This is a genomic window from Micromonospora sp. M42 (genome assembly GCF_000568915.1).
Taxonomy (GTDB): domain Bacteria; phylum Actinomycetota; class Actinomycetes; order Mycobacteriales; family Micromonosporaceae; genus Micromonospora; species Micromonospora chalcea.
In genome coordinates this window covers 1,765,877-1,787,628 of record NZ_KK037233.1, presented here as the reverse complement: position 1 = coordinate 1,787,628, position 21,752 = coordinate 1,765,877, and the positions used below count along the sequence as shown (strand labels likewise).

The window sequence follows — 21,752 nt, the reverse complement described above, 5'->3', positions numbered from 1 at the left end:
ATGTTCACCGGCATCGTCGAGGAGCTGGGCGAGATCGTCCGGAGCACCGAGACCGGCGACGACTCCGCCCTGGTCGCCATCCGTGGCCCGCTCGTCACCTCGGACGCCCGGCACGGCGACTCCATCGCGGTGAACGGCGTCTGCCTGACCGTTGTCGAGGTCGACGGCGGGGTGTTCACCGCCGACGTGATGGGCGAGACGCTGCGCCGCACCGCGCTGGGGGCGCTGCGCCCCGGCGACCCGGTCAACCTGGAACGCGCCGCCGCGCTCAACAGCCGCCTCGGCGGGCACCTGGTGCAGGGCCACGTCGACGGCGTCGGCGAGATCGTCGCCCGGGAGCCGGCCGCGCAGTGGGAGACGGTCCGGTTCCGGCTGCCCGACGGGCTGGCCCGGTACGTGGTGGAGAAGGGCTCGATCACCGTCGACGGCGTGTCGCTGACCGTCGCCGAGGCGGGCGACGACTGGTTCTCCGTCGGCCTGATCCCCACCACGCTCAAGCTCACCGTGCTCGGCACGAAGCAGGTCGGCGACCCGGTCAACCTGGAGGTCGACGTGCTGGCCAAGTACGTCGAACGGCTGCTCGGCGACCGCGGCGCGGGAAGCGTGCGGTGATGGGCCCGCTCGGCTGGCTGCTCGACGCCCAGGTGCACGTGGCCGGCTCGCCGGTGCTGGTCCGGGAGATCGTCGGCAACGGCTTCGGGCTCGCCTCGGCGCTGCTCGGGCTGCGCCGGGTGGTGTGGGCCTGGCCGGTCGGCATGATCGGCAACGCGCTGCTGCTCACCGTGTTCCTCGGCGGCGTCTTCGTCACCCCGCAGGCGCACGACCTCTACGGCCAGGCCGGCCGGCAGGTCTTCTTCTTCGCCGTCAGCGTGTACGGCTGGTGGCGCTGGTCGCGCAACCGGCGCGCCGGTGGCGGGGACGAGCCGGCCGTGGTGCCGCGCTGGGCCACCTGGCCGGAGCGGCTCGGCCTGCTCGTGGCCGCCGTCGTCGGCACCGCCGCCGCGTACCCGGTGCTCGCCGCGCTCGGCTCGTGGGGGCCGCTGCCTGATGCCTGGATCCTGGTCGGCAGCCTGCTCGCCACGTACGGCATGGCCCGCGGCTGGGTCGAGTTCTGGCTGATCTGGATCGCCGTCGACGCGGTCGGCGTACCGCTGCTGCTGCGCGGCGGCTTCTACCCGTCGGCCGCCATGTACCTGGTCTACGGCGCGTTCTGCGCGGCCGGCCTGTACAGCTGGTGGCGCACCTCCCGGGCCGTCGCGACCGCGCCCGCCCCGATCCCGGCGACGTACTCGGAGGCAGTGGCATGACCACTTTCGGATCGATCGAGCAGGCGGTGGCGGACATCGCCGCCGGGCGCCCCGTGGTCGTGGTCGACGACGAGGACCGCGAGAACGAGGGCGACCTGATCTTCGCGGCCGAGCTGGCCACCCCGGAGCTGGTCGCGTTCATGGTCCGCTACACCTCCGGCTACATCTGCGTGCCGCTGACCGAGGACGAGTGCGACCGGCTGGACCTGCCGCCGATGCACCACACCAACCAGGACCGGCGCGGCACCGCGTACACCGTGACGGTGGACGCCCGGGAGGGCGTCAGCACCGGCATCTCGGCCGCCGACCGGTCGCACACCATCCGGCTGCTCGCCGACGCCCCACCGACCCGACCGACCTGGCCCGGCCCGGCCACGTGGTGCCGCTGCGCGCCCGCGCCGGCGGGGTGCTGCGCCGACCCGGGCACACCGAGGCGGCCGTGGACCTGACCCGGATGGCCGGGCTGCGCCCGGCCGGGGTGCTGTGCGAGCTGGTGAACGACGACGGCACCATGATGCGCCTGCCGGACCTGGAGAAGTTCTGCGCCGAGCACGGCCTGACGCTGGTCACCATCGCGGACCTGATCGCCTACCGGCGGCGTACCGAGAAGCAGGTCGAGCTGGCCGCCGAGGCCCGCATGCCCACCCCGTACGGCGTGTTCAAGGCGCTCGGCTACCGCGCCGAGCACGACCCGGCCGAGCACGTCGCGCTGGTCATGGGCGAGCTCGGCGACGGGCGGGACGTGCTGGTGCGGGTGCACTCCGAGTGCCTCACCGGCGACGTGTTCGGTTCGCTGCGCTGCGACTGCGGGCCGCAGTTGCAGGCCGCGCTGGCCCGGGTCGCGGCCGAGGGCCGCGGCGTGGTCCTCTACGTGCGCGGGCACGAGGGCCGGGGCATCGGCCTGCTGCACAAGCTGCAGGCGTACCAGCTCCAGGACCAGGGCCGCGACACCGTGGACGCGAACCTCGACCTGGGCCTGCCGGCCGATGCCCGCGACTACGGCACCGGCGCGCAGATCCTCTACGACCTGGGCGTCCGCTCGATGCGGCTGCTGACGAACAACCCGGCCAAGCGGGCCGGGCTGGAGGGGTACGGGCTCACCGTGACCGGCCGGGAGGGGCTGCCCGTGCGGTCCAACCCGGAGAACGTGCGCTACCTGCGCACCAAGCGGGACCGGATGGGTCACCTGCTGGACGGACTGGACGAGGTGACCGAGGCGCCGATGGGCCGCCCGGTCGCCGGTGACGAGATCGGAGCGTAGGGCGATGGCGGGTTTCGGGGAGCCGGGCGTGAGCGCGGTGGACGCCGCCGGCATGACTGTCGGCGTGGTGGCCGCCCGCTGGCACGGCGAGCTGACCGACCACATGACCGAGCGGGCGGTGGCCGCCGCGCAGGCGTGCGGGGCGCGGGCCGTGGTGGCCCGGGTGGCCGGCTCGGTGGAGCTGCCGGTGGTGGCCCAGGCGATGGCCCGCCGCTTCGACGTGGTGGTAGCGCTCGGCGTCGTGGTACGCGGCGCGACGGCGCACTTCGACTACGTCTGCCAGTCGGTCACCGAGGGGCTGACCCGGGTGGCGCTGGACGAGGGCAAGCCGGTGGCGCACGGGGTGCTGACGGTGGACACCGTCGAGCAGGCCCGGGACCGGGCCGGGCTGCCCGGCTCGGCCGAGGACAAGGGCTGGTCGGCGACGGTGGCCGCGCTGGACGCCGCCCTCGCGATTCGCGGCCTGGACGCCCAGTCCGCCCACCGCGTCGGCTTCGCCTGACCCACCCGGGTCTCGGTGCGCGACTCGAGCCCCGTCGATCATGAAGTTGACGGTGACAAAAGGGGCGCCGGTCGCCGCCAACCTCATGATCGACGCGCGGCGGGACGCTGTGTGCCGCGGGGCGGGAGCGCGGGGGAGGGGTGTCCGAGGAGGGCGGGCGCCGTCGGTGGGCTGAGCCGGCGGCCGGTGAGCAGGTAGCCGGCGGCGATCGTCAGTACGGCTCCGATCGCGGCGTAGAGCAGGCGGAAGTCGACCAGGCCGACCAGCAGCGCGCCCGCGCCGATCGCCACCGCCTGCGGTGCGCTGGCCATCGCGTCCAGCGCGGCCGAGGCCCGGCCCACCAACTCCGGGGCGGTACGCCGCTGCACGAGCGTCATCACACCGACCCAGGCGACCGGCAACCCCAGTCCGATCAGCACACTCGCCGCGACCGCCAGGCCGAGAGCCGGCCGGACCAGCGCCAGGCCGGCCAGCGCCACGCAGGCGACGCCGAGCGCCATGGCGCCCAGCTCGCCCAGGCGACGTACCAGTGCGGCCGACCCGGCCCCGCCGACCAGCCCGCCCATGCCCTGGAGCGACACGAGCACCCCGAGAAAGGCCGGCTCGCGGCCGAGCCCCTGGTCGACGTACGCGAACCACAGCGTCTCGCCGAAACCCAGGCCGACCGTGGCCATGACGACAGCGATCAGGGCCCGCCGCAGCGCCGGTTCGCCCAGCAGGTGCCGCATCCCGGCGATCAGCTCGTCGCGTCCTCCCGCGGCGCGGCCCCCGGCGACCGTGCCGCCCGGGGCGGGCCGCAGACCCAGCCCGGCGACCGCGGCCAGCAGGAAACCGGCCGCGCAGGCACCGGCCAGCGCCGGGCCGCCGAGCAGCACGAACAGCCCTGCGCCGAGCAGCGGGCCGGCCAGCCGCAGGCCCTGCTTGACGGTCTGCGTCGCGCCGTTCGCGTCGGGTAACAGCGCGCCGGGGACCAGTTCCTGTACGAGAGCGGTGACCGTCGCGCCCAGCGCGATATAGGACAGTCCGTAGCCGGCGGCGACCGCGTAGACCACCCAGAGCCGGCTGTCGTCGTGCACCGTGAGCAGCGGCAGCAGCAGGACGGCAGTGCCGGCGTTCAGTGCCACGAACAGCCGCCGCCGGGGTGCCCGGTCGACCACCCAGCCGACCAGCGGCGCGAGCACCATCGGCGCGGTCAGGGCGACGAACGTGGCACCGGCCAGCCCGTCCGAGCCGGTCAGTTGCTTCACCCACACCGCGAGCGCCAGCAGCAGCACCGACTCGGCGACCATGCTCACGGTCAGCGCGAGGAAGAACAGCCGGAAGTCCGGCCGGCGCAGCAGGGCCCTCACTGCTCCACCTCCGGTACGCCCCACGCCATCAGGCGCACCGGGCGGGACCCGGCGGGCCGCGCGGCGGGATTCTCCAACCGGTCCAGGTGGCGGGCGAACAGCGACCGGACTTCCTCACGCAGCCCGGCCAGTTCCTCAGCCGTGTACCAGCCGATGAACTGGTTGAAGAAGCCCGCGTCCCGCCACTGCGCGGGCTCCTGTCGGCGGGCCGTCATCCAGTCCCAGAGCTTGCGGTACTCCAGGTCGAGCAGCACCCGCGCGGCGGCGTCGCCGGCGCGGGCCAGTTCGGGGCTCTCGTCGCCGTCGCCCCACCGGTGCCCGTCGGTGACCATCCGCCAGGGGCGCTGCCGGCCGGTCCCGCCGCCCGCGTCGGCCACGAAGCCGTACTTGGCGAGTTGTCGCAGGTGCCAGGAGCAGTTGGCCGGGCTCTCCCCGACCCGCTCGGCCACCTCGGTGGCGGTCAGCGGGCCGTAGAGGCCGACGGCGTTGAGGATGCGCAGGCGCAGGGGGTGGGCGACCGCGCGGAGCGTCTCCACGTCGGTGATCTCGCGAGGGTGTTGCTCGGTCATATCGAAAGACTACTTTGAAAAGGTTCCTTTCGAAAGAACCGCTTTGAACGAATCCTTTGGTGCGCCGTGGTTGACTGCTGCGATGACGGAGACCGGGTACGCGGACCTGCCTGGGCTGCGGATGGCGTACCGGATCTGGGGCCGGGCCGACGGCCGCCCGCTCGTGGCACTGCACGGCGGCACGGGATCGGGGGAGAGCTGGGCCGCGCTCGCGGAGGACTGCTCGACGCGTTGGCGCTGACCCGGGTCACGGTGCTGGGCCATTCCTCCGGCTCGGTGGCCGCCCACCTGCTCGCCCGGGCGTATCCGGACCGGGTGGCGGCGCTGGTGCTCGTCGAACCGCCGCCACCGGTGCCGCTCGGCCTGCGGCTGCCACCTCGGCCGGCGGGCCCGCTGCCCTATGACTGGGCCGCCCGCGAAGCGGTCGTCGCCGAACTCAACGCCCCGCCTCCCACGTGGTGGGAGGAGTTGACCGAGATCACCGCGCCCACCCTGGTGGTGGCCGGTGGTCCCGCCAGCCACCTGCCGCAGCACGAGCTGGCGCGGATGGCGGCCCGGATCCCCGCCGCCCGCCTGGTGACAGTCGAGGCCGGTCACGCGGTGCCGGCCGCGCGCCCGGCCGAGTTCGCCGCCGCAGTGCGGGACTTCCTGGCCGCGCTGCCCGGGTGAGCCGGACGACGCGGGTGGACCCGGTGGGCGTGCTCACCCGGGGCGGCTGGAAGAATCGCCTTCCGTGAAGACGTTCGAGGAGTTGTTCGCCGAGCTGCAGGCCAAGGCCGCCGCCGGCACCCCGGGCTCGGGCACGGTCGACGCGCTCGCGAAGGGCGTGCACTTCATCGGCAAGAAGGTCGTCGAGGAGGCGGCCGAGTCGTGGATGGCCGCCGAGCACGAGGGCCCGGAGCGGGCCGCCGAGGAGATCTCCCAGCTGCTCTACCAGGCGCAGGTGCTGATGCTCGCGACCGGTCTGGAACTGAAGGACGTCTACCGACATCTGTGAGTGCCCGTCCGCTGATCATCCGATCGAACGAAGGAGCACTCCCATGCTGCGTGTCGCAGTACCCAACAAGGGCGCCCTGGCCGAGAAGGCGGCCCAGATGCTGCGCGAGGCGGGCTACCGCCAGCGCACCGACCCGAAGGACCTGGTCTGCCGGGACGAGCCCAACGACATCGAGTTCTTCTACCTGCGCCCCAAGGACATCGCCACCTACGTCGGCTCCGGTGACCTCGACGTCGGCATCACCGGGCGGGACCTGCTGATCGACTCCGGCGCTCCGGCCGAGGAGGTGGTGGACCTCGCCTTCGCCCAGGCCACCTTCCGGTTCGCCGCACGCCCGCAGGACGTGGACGACGTCCGGGATCTGGGCGGGCACCGGATCGCCACCGCGTACCCGGGTCTGGTCGAGCGGCACCTGGCCGAGCTGGGCGTCAAGGCCGACGTGATCCGCCTGGACGGCGCGGTGGAGAACGCCATCCGCCTCGGCGTGGCCGACGTGGTCGCCGACGTGGTGGAGACCGGCGCGACGCTGCGCCAGGCCGGCCTGGTGGTGTTCGGCGAGCCGCTGCTGCGTTCCTCGGCGGTGCTGGTCCGCCGCGCCGGCACGCCCGGCGGCACCCAGCACGAGCAGCTGCTGCGCCGGCTGCACGGCGTCCTGGTCGCCCGGCGCTACGTGATGCTCGCCTACGACGTACCGGCCGGCCTGCTCGACCGGGCCAGCTCGCTGACCCCCGGCATCGAGTCGCCGACGGTCTCGCCGCTGCACCGGGAGGGCTGGGTCGCGGTGCAGGCGATGGTGCTCCGCGACGACGTGCACCGGATCATGGACGAGCTGTACGAGCTGGGCGCCCGCGCGATCCTGGTCACCAACATCCACGCCTGCCGCCTGTGAGGCCGCTGCCGCTCCCGGCCGCGCTCGCGGTGGTCGTGGCCGGTGGCGTGGCCTCCGCCGCCCAGGGCGTGGTCAACGCCGAGATGGGGGAGCGGACCGGCGCCCCGGTCCTCGGCGCGGTCGTCAACAACCTCGGCGGCTGCCTGCTGGTGCTGGCCGGGATCGTGGCGCTGCCGTCGATGCGCGCCGGGCTGGCCGCGTTGCGCCGCTCCGGGCTGCCCTGGTGGACCTACCTGGGCGGGGTGGGCGGCGCGGTGATCGTGCTGGTCGCGCCGGTGGTGGTGCCGGTGCTCGGGGTGGCGGTTTTCACCATCGCCCAGGTGGCGGGCGGCAGCCTCGGCGGCCTGGCGGTGGACCGGGCCGGGCTGGCCGCGACCGGGCGGATGCCGCTCACCGTGCCCCGCGTCGGCGGGGCGGTGCTCGGCGTCGGCGCGGTCGCGCTCGCCCAGCTCGGCCGCCCGGTCGGCGAACTGGCGGTCGGGCTGGTGCTGCTCTGCGTCCTGGGCGGGCTGGCGGTGGCGACGCAGTCCGCGCTCAACGGCCGGGTCGCCGCCATCGTGGGCCCGGCCGCCGGGCTCGCCGTCAACTTCGCGGTCAGCACCGTGGTGATCGGCGCGGTGGCGGCGCTGACCGGCGCGCTCGCGAGCCAGCCCCGCTGGCCCGGCCAGTGGTGGCTCTACGTCGGCGGCCTGCTCGGCGTCGGCATCGTGCTCTCCCTGCTGGTCGGCGTACGCGCCGCCGGGGTGCTGCGCACCGGCCTGGCGCTGGTGGCCGGGCAGCTCGGTGGCGCGCTGCTGCTGGACCTGGTCCTACCCGGCGGGCCCGGCGTGCGGCTGCCGGTGCTGGCCGGCGCCCTGCTCACGCTGCTCGCCGTGGTGGTCACCAGCCTGCGCCGGCGCGGCCCGGACCGTGTGGCGGCCGAAGATGCGCGCGAACCGGATGGCAGACTGGTCGGGTGAGCGATTCCGTGGTGACCGTGCGACCCCGCCGCGTCCGGGTCGTGTGCTGGGTGTCGGCCGTCACGCTGTTCGTCGTGTTCAGCCTCGTCGCGACGTCGCTGACCGGCGCCACCGGCAACGGCTACGGCACGTTCCAGCGCGGCGACCAGTTCGCCATGATCGGCCTGGGCGTGTTCGGTGCGCTCGGCTTCCTGCTGTTCACCCGCCCGCGCGTGGTCGCCGACGCCAAGGGCGTCCGGGTGCGCAACGTGTTCAGCTCGTACGAGCTGCCGTGGGAGGTGATCCGCGGGGTCCGGTTCGACCGGGGCGCCCCGTGGGCCAGCCTGGAGCTGCACGACGACGACCTGCTCCCGATGGTCGCGTTGCAGGCCGCCGACAAGGAGAGCGCGGTCGAGGCGGTCCGCGCGTTGCGCCGGCTGCACCAGGCGCACCTGGCGGCGCTGTCCGCCGGCCAGTCGGCACCCCGCTGACCAGCGAGCCCGGTTTGGGCGGGCCTGGGCCGAGGGTGTAGTGTTGCGGAGTCGACCAGACTGCCCCCGTCCCTGACGCGCGGGCGGTCGTGAAGCGGAGCGCCCGCTCCCACCCGAGTCGCCGCCACGGTGGCCGGGTCCGGTCCCCGGTTTCGGGCACGTCCCGGCGCCGGATGCGCGATCCTGTGATCGTGCCGACCGGTCGAGTGGGCCCTGGCATATGCCGGGGCCTTCTGCTTTCCGGGTCGGCTCCCGCCCGGGAGCCCGCGGAGTCGGCACCGTAGGAGACTCGACTCGAGGAGGCCCCATCAGCGTCGAACCACGCGTGAACGAGCAGATCCGGGCACGTGAGGTCCGACTGGTCGGCCCTGAGGGTGAGCAGGTGGGCATCGTCCCGCTTGAGCGCGCCCTGCAGCTGGCCGCGGACGTCGACCTGGACCTGGTCGAGGTTGCGCCGATGGCGCGCCCGCCGGTGTGCAAGCTCATGGACTTCGGCAAGTTCAAGTACGAGAGCGCACTCAAGGCGCGCGAAGCGCGGCGTAACCAGCAGCAGACCGTCATCAAGGAGATGAAGCTCCGGCCGAAGATCGACCCGCACGACTACGAGACCAAGAAGGGTCACGTGGTGCGGTTCCTCAAGGCCGGCGACAAGGTCAAGGTGACGATCATGTTCCGCGGTCGGGAGCAGAGCCGCCCGGAGCTGGGTTACCGGCTCCTGCGCCGGCTCGAGTCCGAGATCACGGACCTGGGATACGTCGAGGCCGCTCCGAAGCAGGACGGCCGCAACATGATCATGGTTCTCGCTCCGCACCGGGCCGTCAAGGCCTCCGCGGTCGCCGCCACGGCGTCCCGCGGTGGACCGCGCGACCGGGCCGCGGAGGAACCGGCCGCTCCGGCCGGCGAGACCCCGGCGGCCGGCGACACCGCAGCAGCCGGCGAGACCGGTACGACCGCTGAGACCAGCGGCCAGTAACAGGGGAGAAGACGTTCCAATGCCGAAGATGAAGAGCCACACGGGTATGGGCAAGCGGGTCAAGGTGACCGGCAAGGGCAAGATCGTTGCCCAGCAGGCCGGCCTTCGCCACAACCTGGAGAAGAAGCCCAGCACCCAGACCCGTCGGCTGACCGGCACCGTCGAGCTGGCCAAGGCCGACGTCAAGCGCATCAAGAAGCTGCTCGGCCGCTGACGCGAGCCACCTGAACCGAAGAAGGAGTTGAGATGGCACGCGTCAAGCGGGCTGTGAACGCCCAGAAGAAGCGTCGTACCCTGCTGGAGACCGCGAGCGGTTACCGCGGTCAGCGCTCCCGGCTGTACCGCAAGGCCAAGGAGCAGGTGCTGCACTCGATGCAGTACTCCTACCGGGACCGTCGCGACCGCAAGGGCGACTTCCGGCAGCTCTGGATCCAGCGGATCAACGCCGGCGCCCGGGCCAACGGCCTGACCTACAACCGGCTGATCCAGGGCCTGCGCCTGGCCGGCATCGAGGTCGACCGGAAGATCCTGGCCGACATGGCCGTCAACGACGCCGCCTCGTTCGCGGCGATCGTCGAGCTGGCCCGCGCCGCCGTGGCGGCCGAGGGCACCGGTGGCGCCGCGGCTCAGGCCGCCTGACCCACCCCGTACGGCAGATCGAGGCGTCTCCCATGCAGTCACATTCGCAGGGGAGGCGTCTCGACGCCGTTCCCGGACCGTTCACCCCGCGTACCCCCAGGGTCGTGGCGGCCCGCCGGCTGCACCGCCGGCGCGACCGCGACCAGGCCGGCCGGTTCCTGGCCGAGGGGCCGCAGGCGGTCCGGGAGGCGCTGGCCCGCGCCGGCACCGTGGTGGAGCTGTTCGGCACCCCGGCGGCGCTCGACAGGTACGCCGACCTCGCCGCCGCGGCCGCCCGGGCCGACGTGCCGGTCTCCGAGGTGACCGACGACGCGCTGGCCGCGCTGGCCGAGACGGTCGCGCCGCAGGGACTGGTGGCGGTGTGCCGGCACCTCGACGTACCCCTGGAGCAGGCCGTGGCGCGCGGACCGCGACTGGTCGCGGTGCTCGCCGGGATCCGCGACCCGGGCAACGCCGGCACCGTGCTGCGCACCGCCGACGCGGCCGGGGCGGGCGCGGTGATCTTCGCGGGCGAGGCGGTCGACCCCTACAACGGCAAGTGTGTGCGGGCCTCCGCCGGCAGCCTCTTCCACGTCGACGTGGTGCGCGCCGCCGACCCGCTCGCGGCCGTCGAGGCGCTGCGGACCGCCGGCCTGAAGATCTTCGCCACCACCGGGTACGGCGACAGCGACCTGGACGACCTCGCCGACGCGGGAAGGCTGGCCGCACCGACAGCGTGGCTGTTCGGATCGGAGGCGCACGGCCTGCCCGAGGAGCTGACCGCCGCCGCCGACGCCCGGGTCCGGGTGCCGCTGCACGGGCGCGCGGAGAGCCTGAACCTGGCTGCGGCTGCCGCCGTCTGCCTGTATTCTTCCGCCAGAGCACTGCGTGTCCCCCGGGGCACGCGAGAGACAGCAGGGGAGTCCGCCTCGTCATGAACGCGCCACGGCGTTCGTTTAGCCAGCCCGCCGGTGTCGGCGGGCGGCGGGCCTGACCCTTCCCCCTGCACGACTCCCCACCGGCGGGCTGCGGCGAAGCCGCGCGTCCGTAGACTCGCCTAGCCACCCGTGAGGGTCGGCGCCGCCGTGAGGGAGTGCCCGTTCACCATGAGCTACCGCAACGATCCGTACGACCCGAAGCAGGTCGCCCTGCTCGACCCGGACGCCCTGGCCGGAGCAGTGGCCGACGCCGAGAAGGCGTTCGCCGACGCCACCGACCCGGACGCGCTCACCGCGCTGCGCCCCGCGCACCTCGGCGACCGGTCCCCGGTGTCGCTCGCGCGCCGGGAGATCGGCGCGCTGCCGCCGGCCGCGAAGGCCGACGCCGGCAAGCGGGTCAACGAGGCCCGCCGCGCGATCGAGAGCGCGTACGCCGCCCGGCAGGAGATCCTGGAGCGCGAGCAGGCCGAGCGGGTGCTGGTCGAGGAGCGGGTCGACGTGACCCTGCCGTACGACCGCCGGCCGCGTGGCGCCCGCCACCCGCTGAGCGTGCTGATGGAGCAGATCAGTGACCTGTTCATCGGCATGGGCTACGAGGTGGCCGAGGGTCCCGAGGTCGAGCTGGAGTGGACCAACTTCGACGCGCTGAACATCCCGGCCGACCACCCGGCGCGCGGCCTGATGGACACGTTCCACATCGCACCCGAGGGCAGTGGCCTGGTGCTGCGCACCCACACGTCGCCGGTGCAGGCGCGCACCATGCTCAGCCGCAAGCCGCCCATCTACGTGGTGGTGCCCGGCCGGGTCTACCGCACCGACGAGCTGGACGCCACCCACGCGCCGGTCTTCCACCAGGTCGAGGGCCTCGTGGTGGACAAGGGCATCACCATGGCGCACCTGCGCGGCACGCTCGACCACTTCGCCCGGGCCATGTTCGGCGAGGGCGCGAAGACCCGCTGGCGGCCGCACTACTTCCCGTTCACCGAGCCGTCGGCGGAGTTCGACGTCTGGTTCCCGGAGCACCGGGACGGTCCGCAGTGGGTCGAGTGGGGCGGCTGCGGCATGGTCAACCCGCGGGTGCTGCGCGCCTGCGGCATCGACCCGGAGGTCTACTCCGGATTCGCGTTCGGCATGGGCATCGACCGGACCGTGATGGTCCGGCACGGCGTCAGCGACATGCGGGACATGGCCGAGGGCGACGTGCGGTTCACCCGCGCGTTCGGCGCCTGAGCTACGGGAACGGTGGTTTAACAGTCATGCGAGTTTCTGTCAGTTGGCTGCGCGAGTACGTCGACCTGCCGGCCGACCTGCCCACCGGCGACCTGGAGCAGGCGCTGGTCGACCTCGGCATCGAGGTCGAGTCCGTGGTGGACCTGCGCGAGTCCGTCACCGGCCCGCTGGTCGTCGGCGAGGTACTGGAGATCGAGGAGCTGACCGGCTTCAAGAAGCCGATCCGCTTCTGCCGGGTCGACGTCGGCGCCGCGAACGGCACCGGCGAGCCGCAGGAGATCGTCTGCGGGGCGCGCAACTTCGCCCAGGGCGACAAGGTCGTGGTGATCCTCCCCGGCGGCGTGCTGCCCGGCGGGTTCGCGATCGGCGCGCGCAAGACGTACGGGCGCAACTCCCACGGCATGATCTGCTCGGCCCAGGAGCTGGGACTGGGCGACGACCACTCGGGCATCGTCGTGCTGCCCGAGGACGTCAAGGCCCAGCCCGGCGACGACGCCCGGCCCGTCGTCGGCCTGGACGACGTCGTGGTCGAGATGGAGATCACCCCGGACCGCGGGTACGCGCTGAGCGTGCGCGGCATCGCCCGGGAGCTGTCGCACGCGCTCGGCGTGCCGTTCCGCGACCCGGCCGATGCGCCCGCGCCCGGCGCGACCGCCGAGCCCGCGTACCCGGTGGAGGTCCGTGACCCGGTCGGCTGCGACCGGTTCGCGGCGCGGATGGTGCGCGGCGTCGACCCGACTGTGGAGACGCCGGGCTGGATGCGGCAGCGGCTCACCGTGGCCGGCGTACGCAGCATCTCGCTCGCGGTCGACATCACCAACTACCTGATGCTCGAACTCGGCCAGCCGATGCACGCCTTCGACGCGGACCGGATCGCCGGGCCGCTCGTGGTGCGCCGCGCCGAGCCGGGGGAGAAGCTGACCACGCTGGACGGGGTGAGCCGCTCGCTGTCCGCCGAGGACCTGGTGATCTGCGACGACACCGGTCCGATCTCGCTGGCCGCGGTGATGGGTGGCGAGACCAGCGAGGTGCTCGCCTCCACCACGAACGTGCTGTTCGAGGCGGCGCACTGGGACCCGGCGACCGTCGGCCGTACCGCGCGGCGGCACAAGCTGTTCAGCGAGGCGGCGAAGCGGTGGGAGCGGGGCGTCGACCCGGCGCTGCCGCTGGTCGCGCTGGACAAGGCGGTCCGGCTGCTCACCGACCTGGCCGGCGGCACGGCCGGCGAGGAGGTGCTCGACATCGACCACGTCGCGCCGCGTACGCCGGTGACGCTGCCGGTGGACCTGCCGTCGCGGCGGGTCGGCGTGTCCTACTCGCCGGACCGCGTGGTGGAGCTGCTGGAGCAGGTCGGCTGCACCGTCACGCGCGGCGTGGACCGGCTCGCCGAGGACCCGGGCACGGCCGGGGTCGGCTCCGGCGCGGGTGAGGTGCTGACCGTGACGCCGCCGAGCTGGCGGCCCGACCTGACCGACCCGGCCGACCTGGTGGAGGAGGTGGTACGCCTCGACGGCTACGACCGGGTGCCGTCGGTGCTGCCCACCGCGCCGCCCGGCCGGGGCCTGACCTGGCAGCAGCAGCGCCGCCGGGCCGTCGCCCGCTCGCTCGCCGAGCGCGGCTACGTCGAGGTGCTGGCGCAGCCGTTCGTCGCGCCGGAGCTGGTCGACCAGCTCGGCCTGCCCGCCGACGACCCGCGCCGCCCCGCGGTACGCCTGGCGAACCCGCTGTCGGAGGAGGAGCCGCTGCTGCGCACCACGCTGCTCGGCCCGCTGCTCGGCATCGTCAAGCGCAACGTCGGCCGGGGCCAGCGGGACGTGGCGATCTACGAGATCGGCACCGTCTTCCACCCGCGTCCCGGCGCCGGCGCCCCGCCCGCGATGGGCGTGGACCGGCGGCCCACCGACGAGGAGTTCGCCGCCGCCGACGCGGTGGTGCCCGCCCAGCCCCGGCACGTCGCGGTGGCGCTCACCGGCGAGATCGAGCCGGCCGGCTGGTGGGGCGCGGGCCGCACGGCCGGCTGGGCCGACGCGATCGAGGCGGGCCGGGCCGTGCTCGACGCCGCCGGGATCCCCGCCGACCGGGTGACGGTACGGGCCGGGGAGCGCGCGCCCTGGCACCCGGGCCGCTGCGCCGAACTGGTGGTGGACGACGTGGTCGTCGGCCACGCCGGTGAGCTGCACCCGGCCGTGCTGGCCGCGCTGGAGCTGCCCCGGCGTACCAGCGCCATGGAACTGGACCTGGACGCGCTGCCCGCCGCCCCCCTGGTCGCCGGGCCGACCATCTCCACGTTCCCGCCGGCGCTGATCGACGTGGCGCTCGTGGTGGACGACGCGGTGCCGGCCGCCGAGGTGCGCGCCGCGCTGGTCGAGGGCGCGGGCGCGCTGCTGGAGGACGTCCGCCTGTTCGACGTCTACACCTCCGAGCAGCTCGGCGAGGGGCGCAAGTCGCTGGCGTACAAGCTGACGTTCCGCGCCCCGGACCGGACCCTCGCGGGCGAGGAGGCGGTGGCGGCGCGCGACGCGGCGGTCGCTGTCGCCGCCGAGCGCTTCGGCGCCACCCTGCGCGGCGCCTGAAAGGAGGGGCCCCCTCTTAACGCCTCCGGCAGCGGAGGGGGCCCCTTTTAACACCGCGCGCACGCGAGCCGCCCGTGAACGTCGTCTCATGGCTATGCAGCGCGCCGTATGACCTTGCGATGAGGTCGCCCCGACCGGTACCCTTCTCTGCATAGTCATGCGGAGGTGGGTATGGGCATTCGAACAGTGGTGGCCGGGGCGAGTGGATACGCCGGGGGCGAACTGCTGCGCCTGCTCGCCGGTCACCCCGAGTTCGAGCTGATCGCCGCCACCGCGCACACCCAGGCCGGTCAGCCGGTCACCGCCGTACACCCGCAGCTCGCCGGCCTGGACCTGGTCTTCGCCGCGACCGAACCGGCGACCCTGGCCGACGCGGACCTGGTGTTCCTGGCCCTGCCGCACGGGCAGTCCGCGGCGCTCGCCGCGGCGCTGCCCGACACGGTCAAGGTGGTCGACCTGGGCGCGGACCACCGGCTGCGCGACGCCGGCGCCTGGTCCCGCTACTACGGCGGGGAGCACGCCGGCGCCTGGACCTACGGGCTGCCCGAGTTGCCCGGCCAGCGGGCCGAGATCGCCGCCGCGTCGCGGGTGGCCAGCACCGGCTGCTACGCGGTGGCGACCACGCTGGCGCTGGCGCCGCTGATCGCGGCCGGCGCGGTACGCCCCGACGACGTGGTGGTGGTCGCCGCCTCCGGCACCTCCGGCGCGGGCCGGGCCGCCAAGACCCACCTGCTCGGCAGCGAGGTGATGGGCGACCTGTCGCCCTACAAGGTGGGCGCGCACCAGCACGTGCCGGAGATCAAGCAGGCCACCGGCGCGACCGGCCTGTCCTTCACCCCGGTGCTCGCGCCGATGCCCCGGGGCATCCTGGCCACCGTCACCGCCGTGCCCACCGGCGACGCCGACCCGCGCGCGGTGCTGGCCGCCGCGTACGCCGACGCGCCGTTCGTGCACGTGCTGCCCGAGGGCGCGTGGCCGCACACCGCCGCCACCGCCGGGTCGAACTCCTGCCACCTCCAGGCGACGGTGGACGTCGACTCGGGGCGGGTGATCGTGGTCAGCGCGATCGACAACCTGGGCAAGGGCGCGGCCGGCCAGGCCGTGCAGAACGCCAACCTGATGGTGGGTCTCCCGGAGACCACCGGTCTGTCCGTGTTTGGAGTGGCCCCGTGAGCGTCACCGTCCCCCGTGGGTTCCGCGCCGCAGGTGTCGCGGCCGGACTGAAGTCTTCCGGCGCGCCCGACGTCGCCCTCGTGATCAACGACGGCCCGGACGCCGGTGTCGCGGGTGTCTTCACCGCCAACCGGGTCAAGGCCGCGCCGGTGCTGTGGAGCCAGCAGGTCGTGCACGGCGGCGTCGTGAGCGCCGTGTTGCTCAACTCCGGCGGCGCGAACGCCTTGCACCGGCCCGGCCGGCTTTCCAGGACACGCACGCCACCGCCGAGCCACACCGCCGCCGCGATCACCGCGGCGGAACCGCGCGGCTTCATCGTTCGGGGCCGGCCGAGGTCGCGGTGTGCTCGACCGGCCTGATCGGCGAGCGGCTGCCGATGGACAAGCTGCTTCCCGGCGTACGCGACGCGGTGCGCGGCCTGTCCCGCGATGGCGGCCCGGCGGCCGCCGAGGCCATCATGACCACCGACACCCGGCCCAAGACGACAGTGGCGCAGGGCACGGGCTGGACCGTCGGCGGCATGGCCAAGGGCGCGGGCATGCTCGCCCCGGCCATGGCCACCATGCTCTGCGTGCTCACCACCGACGCGGTGGCCGGGCCGGACGCCCTGGACGCCGCGCTGCGCGCCGCCACCCGGATCACGTTCGACCGGATCGACTCCGACGGCTGCATGTCCACCAACGACACGGTGCTGCTGCTGGCAAGCGGCGCGTCCGGCATCGAGCCGACCGCCGAGGAGCTGACCGCCGCGGTCACCGCCGCCTGCCACGACCTGGCCCAGCAGCTCCTGGCCGACGCGGAGGGCGCGACGAAGGAGGTCGCGATCGAGGTGGTCGGCGCGGCCAGCGAGGACGACGCGGTCGAGGTGGGCCGTACGGTGGCCCGCAACAACCTGGTCAAGACCGCGCTGTTCGGCAACGACCCGAACTGGGGCCGCATCCTCGCCGCGGTCGGCACCACCACCGCCGTGTTCGAGCCGGACGGCGTCGACGTCGCGGTCAACGGCATCTGGGTGTGCCGGGGCGGCGCCGCCGCCGAGGACCGCGCCAAGGTGGACCTCACCGGCCGCGGCGTCACCGTCCGGATCGACCTGCACGCCGGCGTCGACACCGCCACCATCTGGACCAACGACCTGTCCCACGCGTACGTACACGAGAACTCGGCCTATTCCACATGAATCTGAGTGCTGACCTCACCCGGGCCCAGGCAAAGGCCGCCACGCTGATCGAGGCGCTGCCCTGGCTGGCCCGCTTCTCCGGCGCCACCGTCGTGGTCAAGTACGGCGGCAACGCCATGGTCGACCCGGAACTGCAGCGGGCGTTCGCCGCGGACATGGTGTTCCTGCGCTACGCCGGCCTGAAGCCGGTGGTGGTGCACGGCGGCGGCCCGCAGATCTCCGCCATGCTCGGCCGGCTCGGTATCGCCAGCGAGTTCCGGGGCGGCCTGCGGGTCACCACGCCGGAGGCGATGGACGTGGTCCGGATGGTCCTGGTCGGCCAGGTCGGCCGGGAACTGGTCGGGCTGATCAACGCGCACGGCCCGTACGCGGTCGGCCTCTCCGGCGAGGACGCCGGGCTGTTCACCGCCGTGCGCCGTCCCGCGTACGTGGACGGCGAAGCGGTCGACGTAGGCCAGGTTGGTGACGTGGAGTCGGTGAACGTCTCGGCGGTCACCGACCTGATCGCCGCCGGCCGGATCCCGGTCATCTCGACAGTCGCGCCGGACGCCGACGGGGTGCTGCACAACCTCAACGCGGACACCGCCGCCGCCGCGCTCGCGGTGGCGCTGGACGCCCGCAAGCTGGTCGTGCTGACCGACGTCCCGGGCCTGTACGCCGACTGGCCGGACACGTCCAGCCTGGTCAGCGAGATCACCGCGGACGACCTGGCGAAGCTGCTGCCGTCCCTGGAGTCGGGCATGGTCCCGAAGATGGAGGCCTGCCTGCGGGCGGTGCGCGGGGGAGTGCCCGCCGCGCACGTCGTCGACGGCCGGGTCGCCCACTCCACGCTGCTGGAAGTGTTCACGTCGGAGGGCTTCGGAACCATGGTGATCGACTCATGAGCACGCTGGTGCAGCGGTGGAACGCCACCATGATGGACAACTACGGCACGCCGCCGCTGGCGCTCGTCTCCGGCTCCGGCGCCGTCGTGACCGACGAGACCGGCCGGGAGTACGTCGACCTGCTCGGTGGCATCGCCGTCAACGCGCTCGGCCACGCCCACCCGGCGGTGGTGGCCGCCGTCAGCAAGCAGGTCGCGACGCTCGGGCACGTGTCGAACCTGTTCGTCGCCGAGCCGCCGGTGGCGCTGGCCGAGCTGCTGCTCGCGCTGGCCGGCCGCCCCGGCCGGGTGTTCTTCGCCAACTCCGGCGCGGAGGCCAACGAGGCGGCGTTCAAACTGTCCCGGCTCACCGGCCGCCGGCACGTGGTCGCCACCCACGGCGGCTTCCACGGCCGGACCATGGGCGCGCTGGCGCTGACCGGGCAGCCCGCCAAGGCCGACCCGTTCCGCCCGCTGCCCGGCGACGTGACGCACGTGCCGTTCGGCGACGCCGACGCGCTGGCCGAGGCGGTCACCGACGACACCGCCATGCTGATCATCGAGCCGATCCAGGGCGAGAACGGCGTGGTCGTCCCGCCGCCCGGCTACCTCGCCGCGGCCCGGCGGATCACCGCCGCGCACGGCGCGCTGCTGGTGCTGGACGAGGTGCAGACCGGCATCGGCCGGACCGGCCACTGGTTCGCCCACCAGGCCGACGGCGTCGAGCCGGACGTGATCACGCTCGCCAAGGGCCTCGGCGGCGGACTGCCGCTGGGCGCCTGCCTGGCCTTCGGCCGGGCCGCCGACCTGCTCACCCCCGGCTCGCACGGCACCACGTTCGGCGGCAACCCGATCAGCTGCGCCGCCGCGCTCGCGGTCGTCTCCACGATCGCGCACGAGGGCCTGCTCGACCACGTCAAGCGCGTCGGCGAGCGGCTGCGGCGCGGCGTCGAGGCGCTCGGCCACCCGCTGGTACGCGAGGTGCGCGGCGCCGGCCTGCTGCTCGGCATCGTGCTCGACCAGCCGGTCTCCGCCGCCGCGGCGGCAGCGCTGCGCGACGCGGGTTTCCTGGTGAACCCGGTGCAGCCGGACGTGATCCGGCTCGCCCCGCCGCTGATCCTCACCGTGGCGCAGGCCGACGCCTTCGTCGCCGCGCTGCCCGCCGCGCTGCCCGCCGCCGCGCCGCACCCTTCCACCGACGCCGCAGCGACCGCCGACGACGCCGCGTCCGACGCCACGACCCCGACGGAGGCTCCCGCATGATCCGCCACTTCCTGCGCGACGACGACCTCACGCCCGCCGAGCAGGCCGCCGTGCTCGACCTCGCCGCCCGGATGAAGACCGACCGGTACGGCCACCAGCCGCTGGCCGGGCCGAAGTCGGTGGCGGTGCTGTTCGACAAGCAGAGCCTGCGGACCCGGATCTCGTTCGACGTGGGCATCGCCGAGCTGGGCGGGCACCCGCTGGTGGTGGACACCCAGGTCACCCACTTCGGCCGCGGCGAGACGCTGGCCGACGCCGGCCGGGTGCTGTCCCGCTACGTCGCCGCGATCGTGCTGCGCACCCACGGCGACGACCGGATCGCCGAGGTCGCCGAGCACGCCACGGTGCCGGTGGTCAACGCGCTCACCGACACGTACCACCCCTGCCAGATGCTGGCCGACCTGCTCACCGTGCGCGAGCGCTTCGGCGGCACCGCCGGGCGGATCCTCGCGTACGTGGGCGACGCGGCGAACAACATGGCCCACTCGTACCTGCTGGCCGGCGCGACCGCCGGGATGCACGTGCGGATCGCCGGTCCGGCCGGGTTCCAGCCGGACCCGGAGATCGTGGCCCGCGCGGAGAAGATCGCCGCCACCACCGGCGGCTCGGTCCAGGTGCTCACCGACCCGGCCGAGGCGGTACGCGGCGCGCACGTCGTCGCCACCGACACCTGGACGTCGATGGGGCAGGAGGCCGACGGGCTGGACCGGATCACGCCGTTCCTGCCGTACCAGGTCAACGCCGCGCTGCTCGGCCACGCCGACGCCGACGTGATCGTGCTGCACTGCCTGCCCGCCCACCGGGGCGAGGAGATCACCGACGAGGCGCTCGACGGCCCGCACAGCGCGGTGTTCGACCAGGCGGAGAATCGTCTGCACGCCCAGAAGGCGCTGCTGACGTTTCTCCTGGAGGAATCCGCATGACCGCTCCGCTGACCCGCGCCGCGCGGCACGCCCGCATCGTCGAGCTGATCCGCGACACCCCGATCCACTCGCAGACCGAGCTGGCCGACCTGCTCGCCGGCGACGGCATCCAGGTCACCCAGGCCACGCTGTCGCGGGACCTGAAGGAACTGGGGGCGGTGACCGCGCGCGGCGGTGACGGGCGGGGCGTCTACCTGATCCCGGAGGACGGGCACCGGCCGCTGCGCGACGCCGAGGGCGCGCCGGCCCGGCTGGTCCGGCTGCTGCGTGAGCTGCTCAACGGCGTCGACTCCAGCGGCAACATCGCGGTGCTGCGCACCCCGCCGGGCGCGGCCCAGTACCTCGCCAGCGCGCTGGACCGGGCCGGCCTCACCGAGATCGTCGGCACCATCGCCGGCGACGACACCATCCTCGTCGTGGCCCGGGAGGCCGACGGCGGGGCGGCGCTGGGCGAGCGGCTCGCCGCCTGGGCCCGCCGGGACGACACAGTCGAAGGGAGCACGACGTGACCGAGCGGGTCGTGCTGGCGTACTCCGGGGGCCTGGACACCTCGGTCGCCATTCCGTACCTGGCCGAGCAGACCGGCGCGGAGATCATCGCGGTGGCGGTCGACGTCGGCCAGGGCGGCGAGGACATGGCCGTGATCCGGCAGCGCGCGCTCGACTGTGGCGCGGTCGAGGCCGAGGTGGTGGACGCGCGCGACGAGTTCGCCGCCGACTACTGCCTGCCGGCCATCCGGGCCAACGCCCTCTACATGGACCGGTACCCGCTGGTGTCCGCGCTGTCCCGGCCGCTGATCGTCAAGCACCTGGTCGCCGCGGCGCGCGCCCACGGCGGCACGATCGTGTCGCACGGCTGCACCGGCAAGGGCAACGACCAGGTCCGCTTCGAGGTCGGCCTGGGCGCGCTCGCGCCCGACCTGAAGGTGATCGCCCCGGCCCGGGACTTCGCCTGGACCCGGGACAAGGCGATCGCGTTCGCCGAGGAGAAGGGGCTGCCGATCGACGTGTCGGCGAAGTCGCCGTACTCGATCGACCAGAACCTGTGGGGCCGCGCGGTGGAGACCGGCTTCCTGGAGGACATCTGGAACGCCCCGGTCGAGGACCTCTACGCGTACACCGAGGACCCGGCGTCGGAACGCGACCCGGACGACGTGGTGCTCACGTTCGACGCCGGCGTCCCGGTCGCGATCGACGGCGAGACGGTCACCCCGTACGAGGCGATCCGGGAGCTGAACCGGCGGGCCGGGGCGCACGGCGTGGGCCGGCTCGACATGGTCGAGGACCGGCTGGTCGGCATCAAGAGCCGCGAGGTGTACGAGGCACCCGGCGCGGTCGCGCTGATCACCGCCCACCAGGAGCTGGAGGCGGTGACAGTCGAGCGGGACCTGGCCCGGTTCAAGCGCGGCGTCGACCAGCGCTGGGGTGAGCTGGTCTACGACGGGCTCTGGTTCTCGCCGCTGAAGCGCGCGCTGGACGCGTTCATCGACGACGCCCAGCGGCACGTCAGCGGCGAGGTGCGGCTGCGGCTGCACGGCGGCCGGGCCGTGGTGACCGGCCGGCGTTCCGAGGCGAGCCTGTACGACTTCGGCCTCGCCACGTACGACACCGGTGACACGTTCGACCAGTCGCTGGCGAAGGGTTTCGTGCAGTTGTGGGGCCTGCCCAGCCGGATGGCGGCGGCGCGGGACGCCCGGATGGGAGGAGTCTGATGGGGGGC

At 73.9% G+C, this 21,752-nt stretch carries 22 protein-coding genes and 3 pseudogenes; 23 read left to right on the top strand and 2 right to left on the bottom strand.

The annotated features are described in order from the left end of the window. The 4 genes and pseudogenes from MCBG_RS08010 to ribH all read left to right on the top strand — a co-directional run bounded on the left by MCBG_RS08010 (position 1) and on the right by ribH (position 3,070). Positions 1–612, top strand: coding sequence for a riboflavin synthase (locus MCBG_RS08010; RefSeq protein WP_043324936.1), 612 nt, complete (start codon positions 1–3; stop codon positions 610–612). Then, complete coding sequence (gene pnuC, locus MCBG_RS08005; RefSeq protein WP_030502479.1) at positions 612–1,307, top strand: nicotinamide riboside transporter PnuC; 696 nt, start codon at positions 612–614, stop codon at positions 1,305–1,307. Before MCBG_RS08010 ends, pnuC begins: the two co-directional genes overlap by 1 nt. Beyond that, positions 1,304–2,568, top strand: a pseudogene (locus tag MCBG_RS08000) (bifunctional 3,4-dihydroxy-2-butanone-4-phosphate synthase/GTP cyclohydrolase II). Before pnuC ends, MCBG_RS08000 begins: the two are co-directional and overlap by 4 nt. Before the next feature lie 4 nt (positions 2,569–2,572). Then, a complete protein-coding gene (ribH, locus tag MCBG_RS07995; RefSeq protein ID WP_043324935.1) occupies positions 2,573–3,070 on the top strand; it encodes a 6,7-dimethyl-8-ribityllumazine synthase in 498 nt (165 codons plus the stop codon). Between the two features lie 83 nt (positions 3,071–3,153). Here the strand turns inward: ribH and MCBG_RS07990 are convergent. After that, positions 3,154–4,452: pseudogene (locus MCBG_RS07990) on the bottom strand (MFS transporter); the annotation flags it as partial. Beyond that, the gene (locus tag MCBG_RS07985; protein WP_043324933.1) at positions 4,416–4,988 is read right to left on the bottom strand and encodes a winged helix-turn-helix domain-containing protein; all 573 of its coding nucleotides are present in this window, start codon (positions 4,986–4,988) and stop codon (positions 4,416–4,418) included. The gene MCBG_RS07985 and the pseudogene MCBG_RS07990, both read right to left, overlap by 37 nt. Positions 4,989–5,070: 82 nt before the next feature. On the opposite strand from MCBG_RS07985, the gene MCBG_RS33830 reads away from it, so the two are divergent. The 19 genes and pseudogenes from MCBG_RS33830 to MCBG_RS07895 all read left to right on the top strand — a co-directional run bounded on the left by MCBG_RS33830 (position 5,071) and on the right by MCBG_RS07895 (position 21,744). Then, the gene (locus tag MCBG_RS33830; RefSeq protein ID WP_223201129.1) at positions 5,071–5,229 is read left to right on the top strand and encodes an alpha/beta fold hydrolase; all 159 of its coding nucleotides are present in this window, start codon (positions 5,071–5,073) and stop codon (positions 5,227–5,229) included. Beyond that, positions 5,220–5,657, top strand: coding sequence for an alpha/beta fold hydrolase (locus tag MCBG_RS07980; protein WP_051611071.1), 438 nt, complete (start codon positions 5,220–5,222; stop codon positions 5,655–5,657). Before MCBG_RS33830 ends, MCBG_RS07980 begins: the two co-directional genes overlap by 10 nt. A gap of 46 nt (positions 5,658–5,703) precedes the next feature. After that, positions 5,704–5,985 carry a phosphoribosyl-ATP diphosphatase gene (locus MCBG_RS07975; RefSeq protein ID WP_197494977.1) on the top strand — a complete coding sequence of 94 codons (282 nt, stop codon included), beginning with the start codon at positions 5,704–5,706 and terminating at the stop codon, positions 5,983–5,985. A gap of 43 nt (positions 5,986–6,028) precedes the next feature. After that, complete coding sequence (hisG, locus tag MCBG_RS07970; protein ID WP_043324931.1) at positions 6,029–6,874, top strand: ATP phosphoribosyltransferase; 846 nt, start codon at positions 6,029–6,031, stop codon at positions 6,872–6,874. Beyond that, the gene (locus tag MCBG_RS07965; protein WP_043324930.1) at positions 6,871–7,833 is read left to right on the top strand and encodes a DMT family transporter; all 963 of its coding nucleotides are present in this window, start codon (positions 6,871–6,873) and stop codon (positions 7,831–7,833) included. The genes hisG and MCBG_RS07965 overlap by 4 nt, the downstream gene beginning before the upstream one ends. Next, a complete protein-coding gene (locus tag MCBG_RS07960; RefSeq protein ID WP_030502474.1) occupies positions 7,830–8,303 on the top strand; it encodes a PH domain-containing protein in 474 nt (157 codons plus the stop codon). The genes MCBG_RS07965 and MCBG_RS07960 overlap by 4 nt, the downstream gene beginning before the upstream one ends. A gap of 325 nt (positions 8,304–8,628) precedes the next feature. After that, a complete protein-coding gene (infC, locus tag MCBG_RS07955; protein WP_043324929.1) occupies positions 8,629–9,276 on the top strand; it encodes a translation initiation factor IF-3 in 648 nt (215 codons plus the stop codon). 19 nt (positions 9,277–9,295) lie between these two features. Next, complete coding sequence (gene rpmI, locus MCBG_RS07950) at positions 9,296–9,490, top strand: 50S ribosomal protein L35 (protein WP_026267805.1); 195 nt, start codon at positions 9,296–9,298, stop codon at positions 9,488–9,490. Between the two features lie 32 nt (positions 9,491–9,522). Beyond that, positions 9,523–9,915: a 50S ribosomal protein L20 gene (gene rplT / locus MCBG_RS07945; RefSeq protein WP_043324928.1), complete on the top strand. Its 393-nt coding sequence runs from the start codon at positions 9,523–9,525 to the stop codon at positions 9,913–9,915. A 32-nt stretch (positions 9,916–9,947) separates the two neighbouring features. Beyond that, positions 9,948–10,832: a TrmH family RNA methyltransferase gene (locus tag MCBG_RS07940; RefSeq protein WP_043324927.1), complete on the top strand. Its 885-nt coding sequence runs from the start codon at positions 9,948–9,950 to the stop codon at positions 10,830–10,832. Positions 10,833–11,000: 168 nt separating this feature from the next. Next, positions 11,001–12,062 carry a phenylalanine--tRNA ligase subunit alpha gene (gene pheS, locus MCBG_RS07935; protein ID WP_043324926.1) on the top strand — a complete coding sequence of 354 codons (1,062 nt, stop codon included), beginning with the start codon at positions 11,001–11,003 and terminating at the stop codon, positions 12,060–12,062. A gap of 26 nt (positions 12,063–12,088) precedes the next feature. Further along, positions 12,089–14,635, top strand: coding sequence for a phenylalanine--tRNA ligase subunit beta (gene pheT, locus MCBG_RS07930; RefSeq protein ID WP_043324925.1), 2,547 nt, complete (start codon positions 12,089–12,091; stop codon positions 14,633–14,635). 171 nt (positions 14,636–14,806) lie between these two features. After that, on the top strand, positions 14,807–15,808 hold the full coding sequence (argC, locus tag MCBG_RS07925) for an N-acetyl-gamma-glutamyl-phosphate reductase (protein ID WP_043324924.1): 1,002 nt from the start codon (positions 14,807–14,809) through the stop codon (positions 15,806–15,808). Then, positions 15,805–16,985: pseudogene (gene argJ, locus MCBG_RS07920) on the top strand (bifunctional glutamate N-acetyltransferase/amino-acid acetyltransferase ArgJ). Before argC ends, argJ begins: the two are co-directional and overlap by 4 nt. After that, positions 16,982–17,869, top strand: coding sequence for an acetylglutamate kinase (gene argB, locus MCBG_RS07915; RefSeq protein WP_043324923.1), 888 nt, complete (start codon positions 16,982–16,984; stop codon positions 17,867–17,869). Before argJ ends, argB begins: the two are co-directional and overlap by 4 nt. Continuing rightward, positions 17,866–19,110, top strand: coding sequence for an acetylornithine transaminase (locus MCBG_RS07910; protein ID WP_043324922.1), 1,245 nt, complete (start codon positions 17,866–17,868; stop codon positions 19,108–19,110). The genes argB and MCBG_RS07910 overlap by 4 nt, the downstream gene beginning before the upstream one ends. Beyond that, the gene (gene argF, locus MCBG_RS07905) at positions 19,107–20,033 is read left to right on the top strand and encodes an ornithine carbamoyltransferase (protein ID WP_043324921.1); all 927 of its coding nucleotides are present in this window, start codon (positions 19,107–19,109) and stop codon (positions 20,031–20,033) included. The genes MCBG_RS07910 and argF overlap by 4 nt, the downstream gene beginning before the upstream one ends. Further along, positions 20,030–20,542, top strand: coding sequence for an arginine repressor (locus tag MCBG_RS07900; RefSeq protein ID WP_043324920.1), 513 nt, complete (start codon positions 20,030–20,032; stop codon positions 20,540–20,542). Before argF ends, MCBG_RS07900 begins: the two co-directional genes overlap by 4 nt. Next, positions 20,539–21,744 carry an argininosuccinate synthase gene (locus MCBG_RS07895; protein WP_043324919.1) on the top strand — a complete coding sequence of 402 codons (1,206 nt, stop codon included), beginning with the start codon at positions 20,539–20,541 and terminating at the stop codon, positions 21,742–21,744. Before MCBG_RS07900 ends, MCBG_RS07895 begins: the two co-directional genes overlap by 4 nt. Positions 21,745–21,752 lie beyond the last annotated feature (8 nt).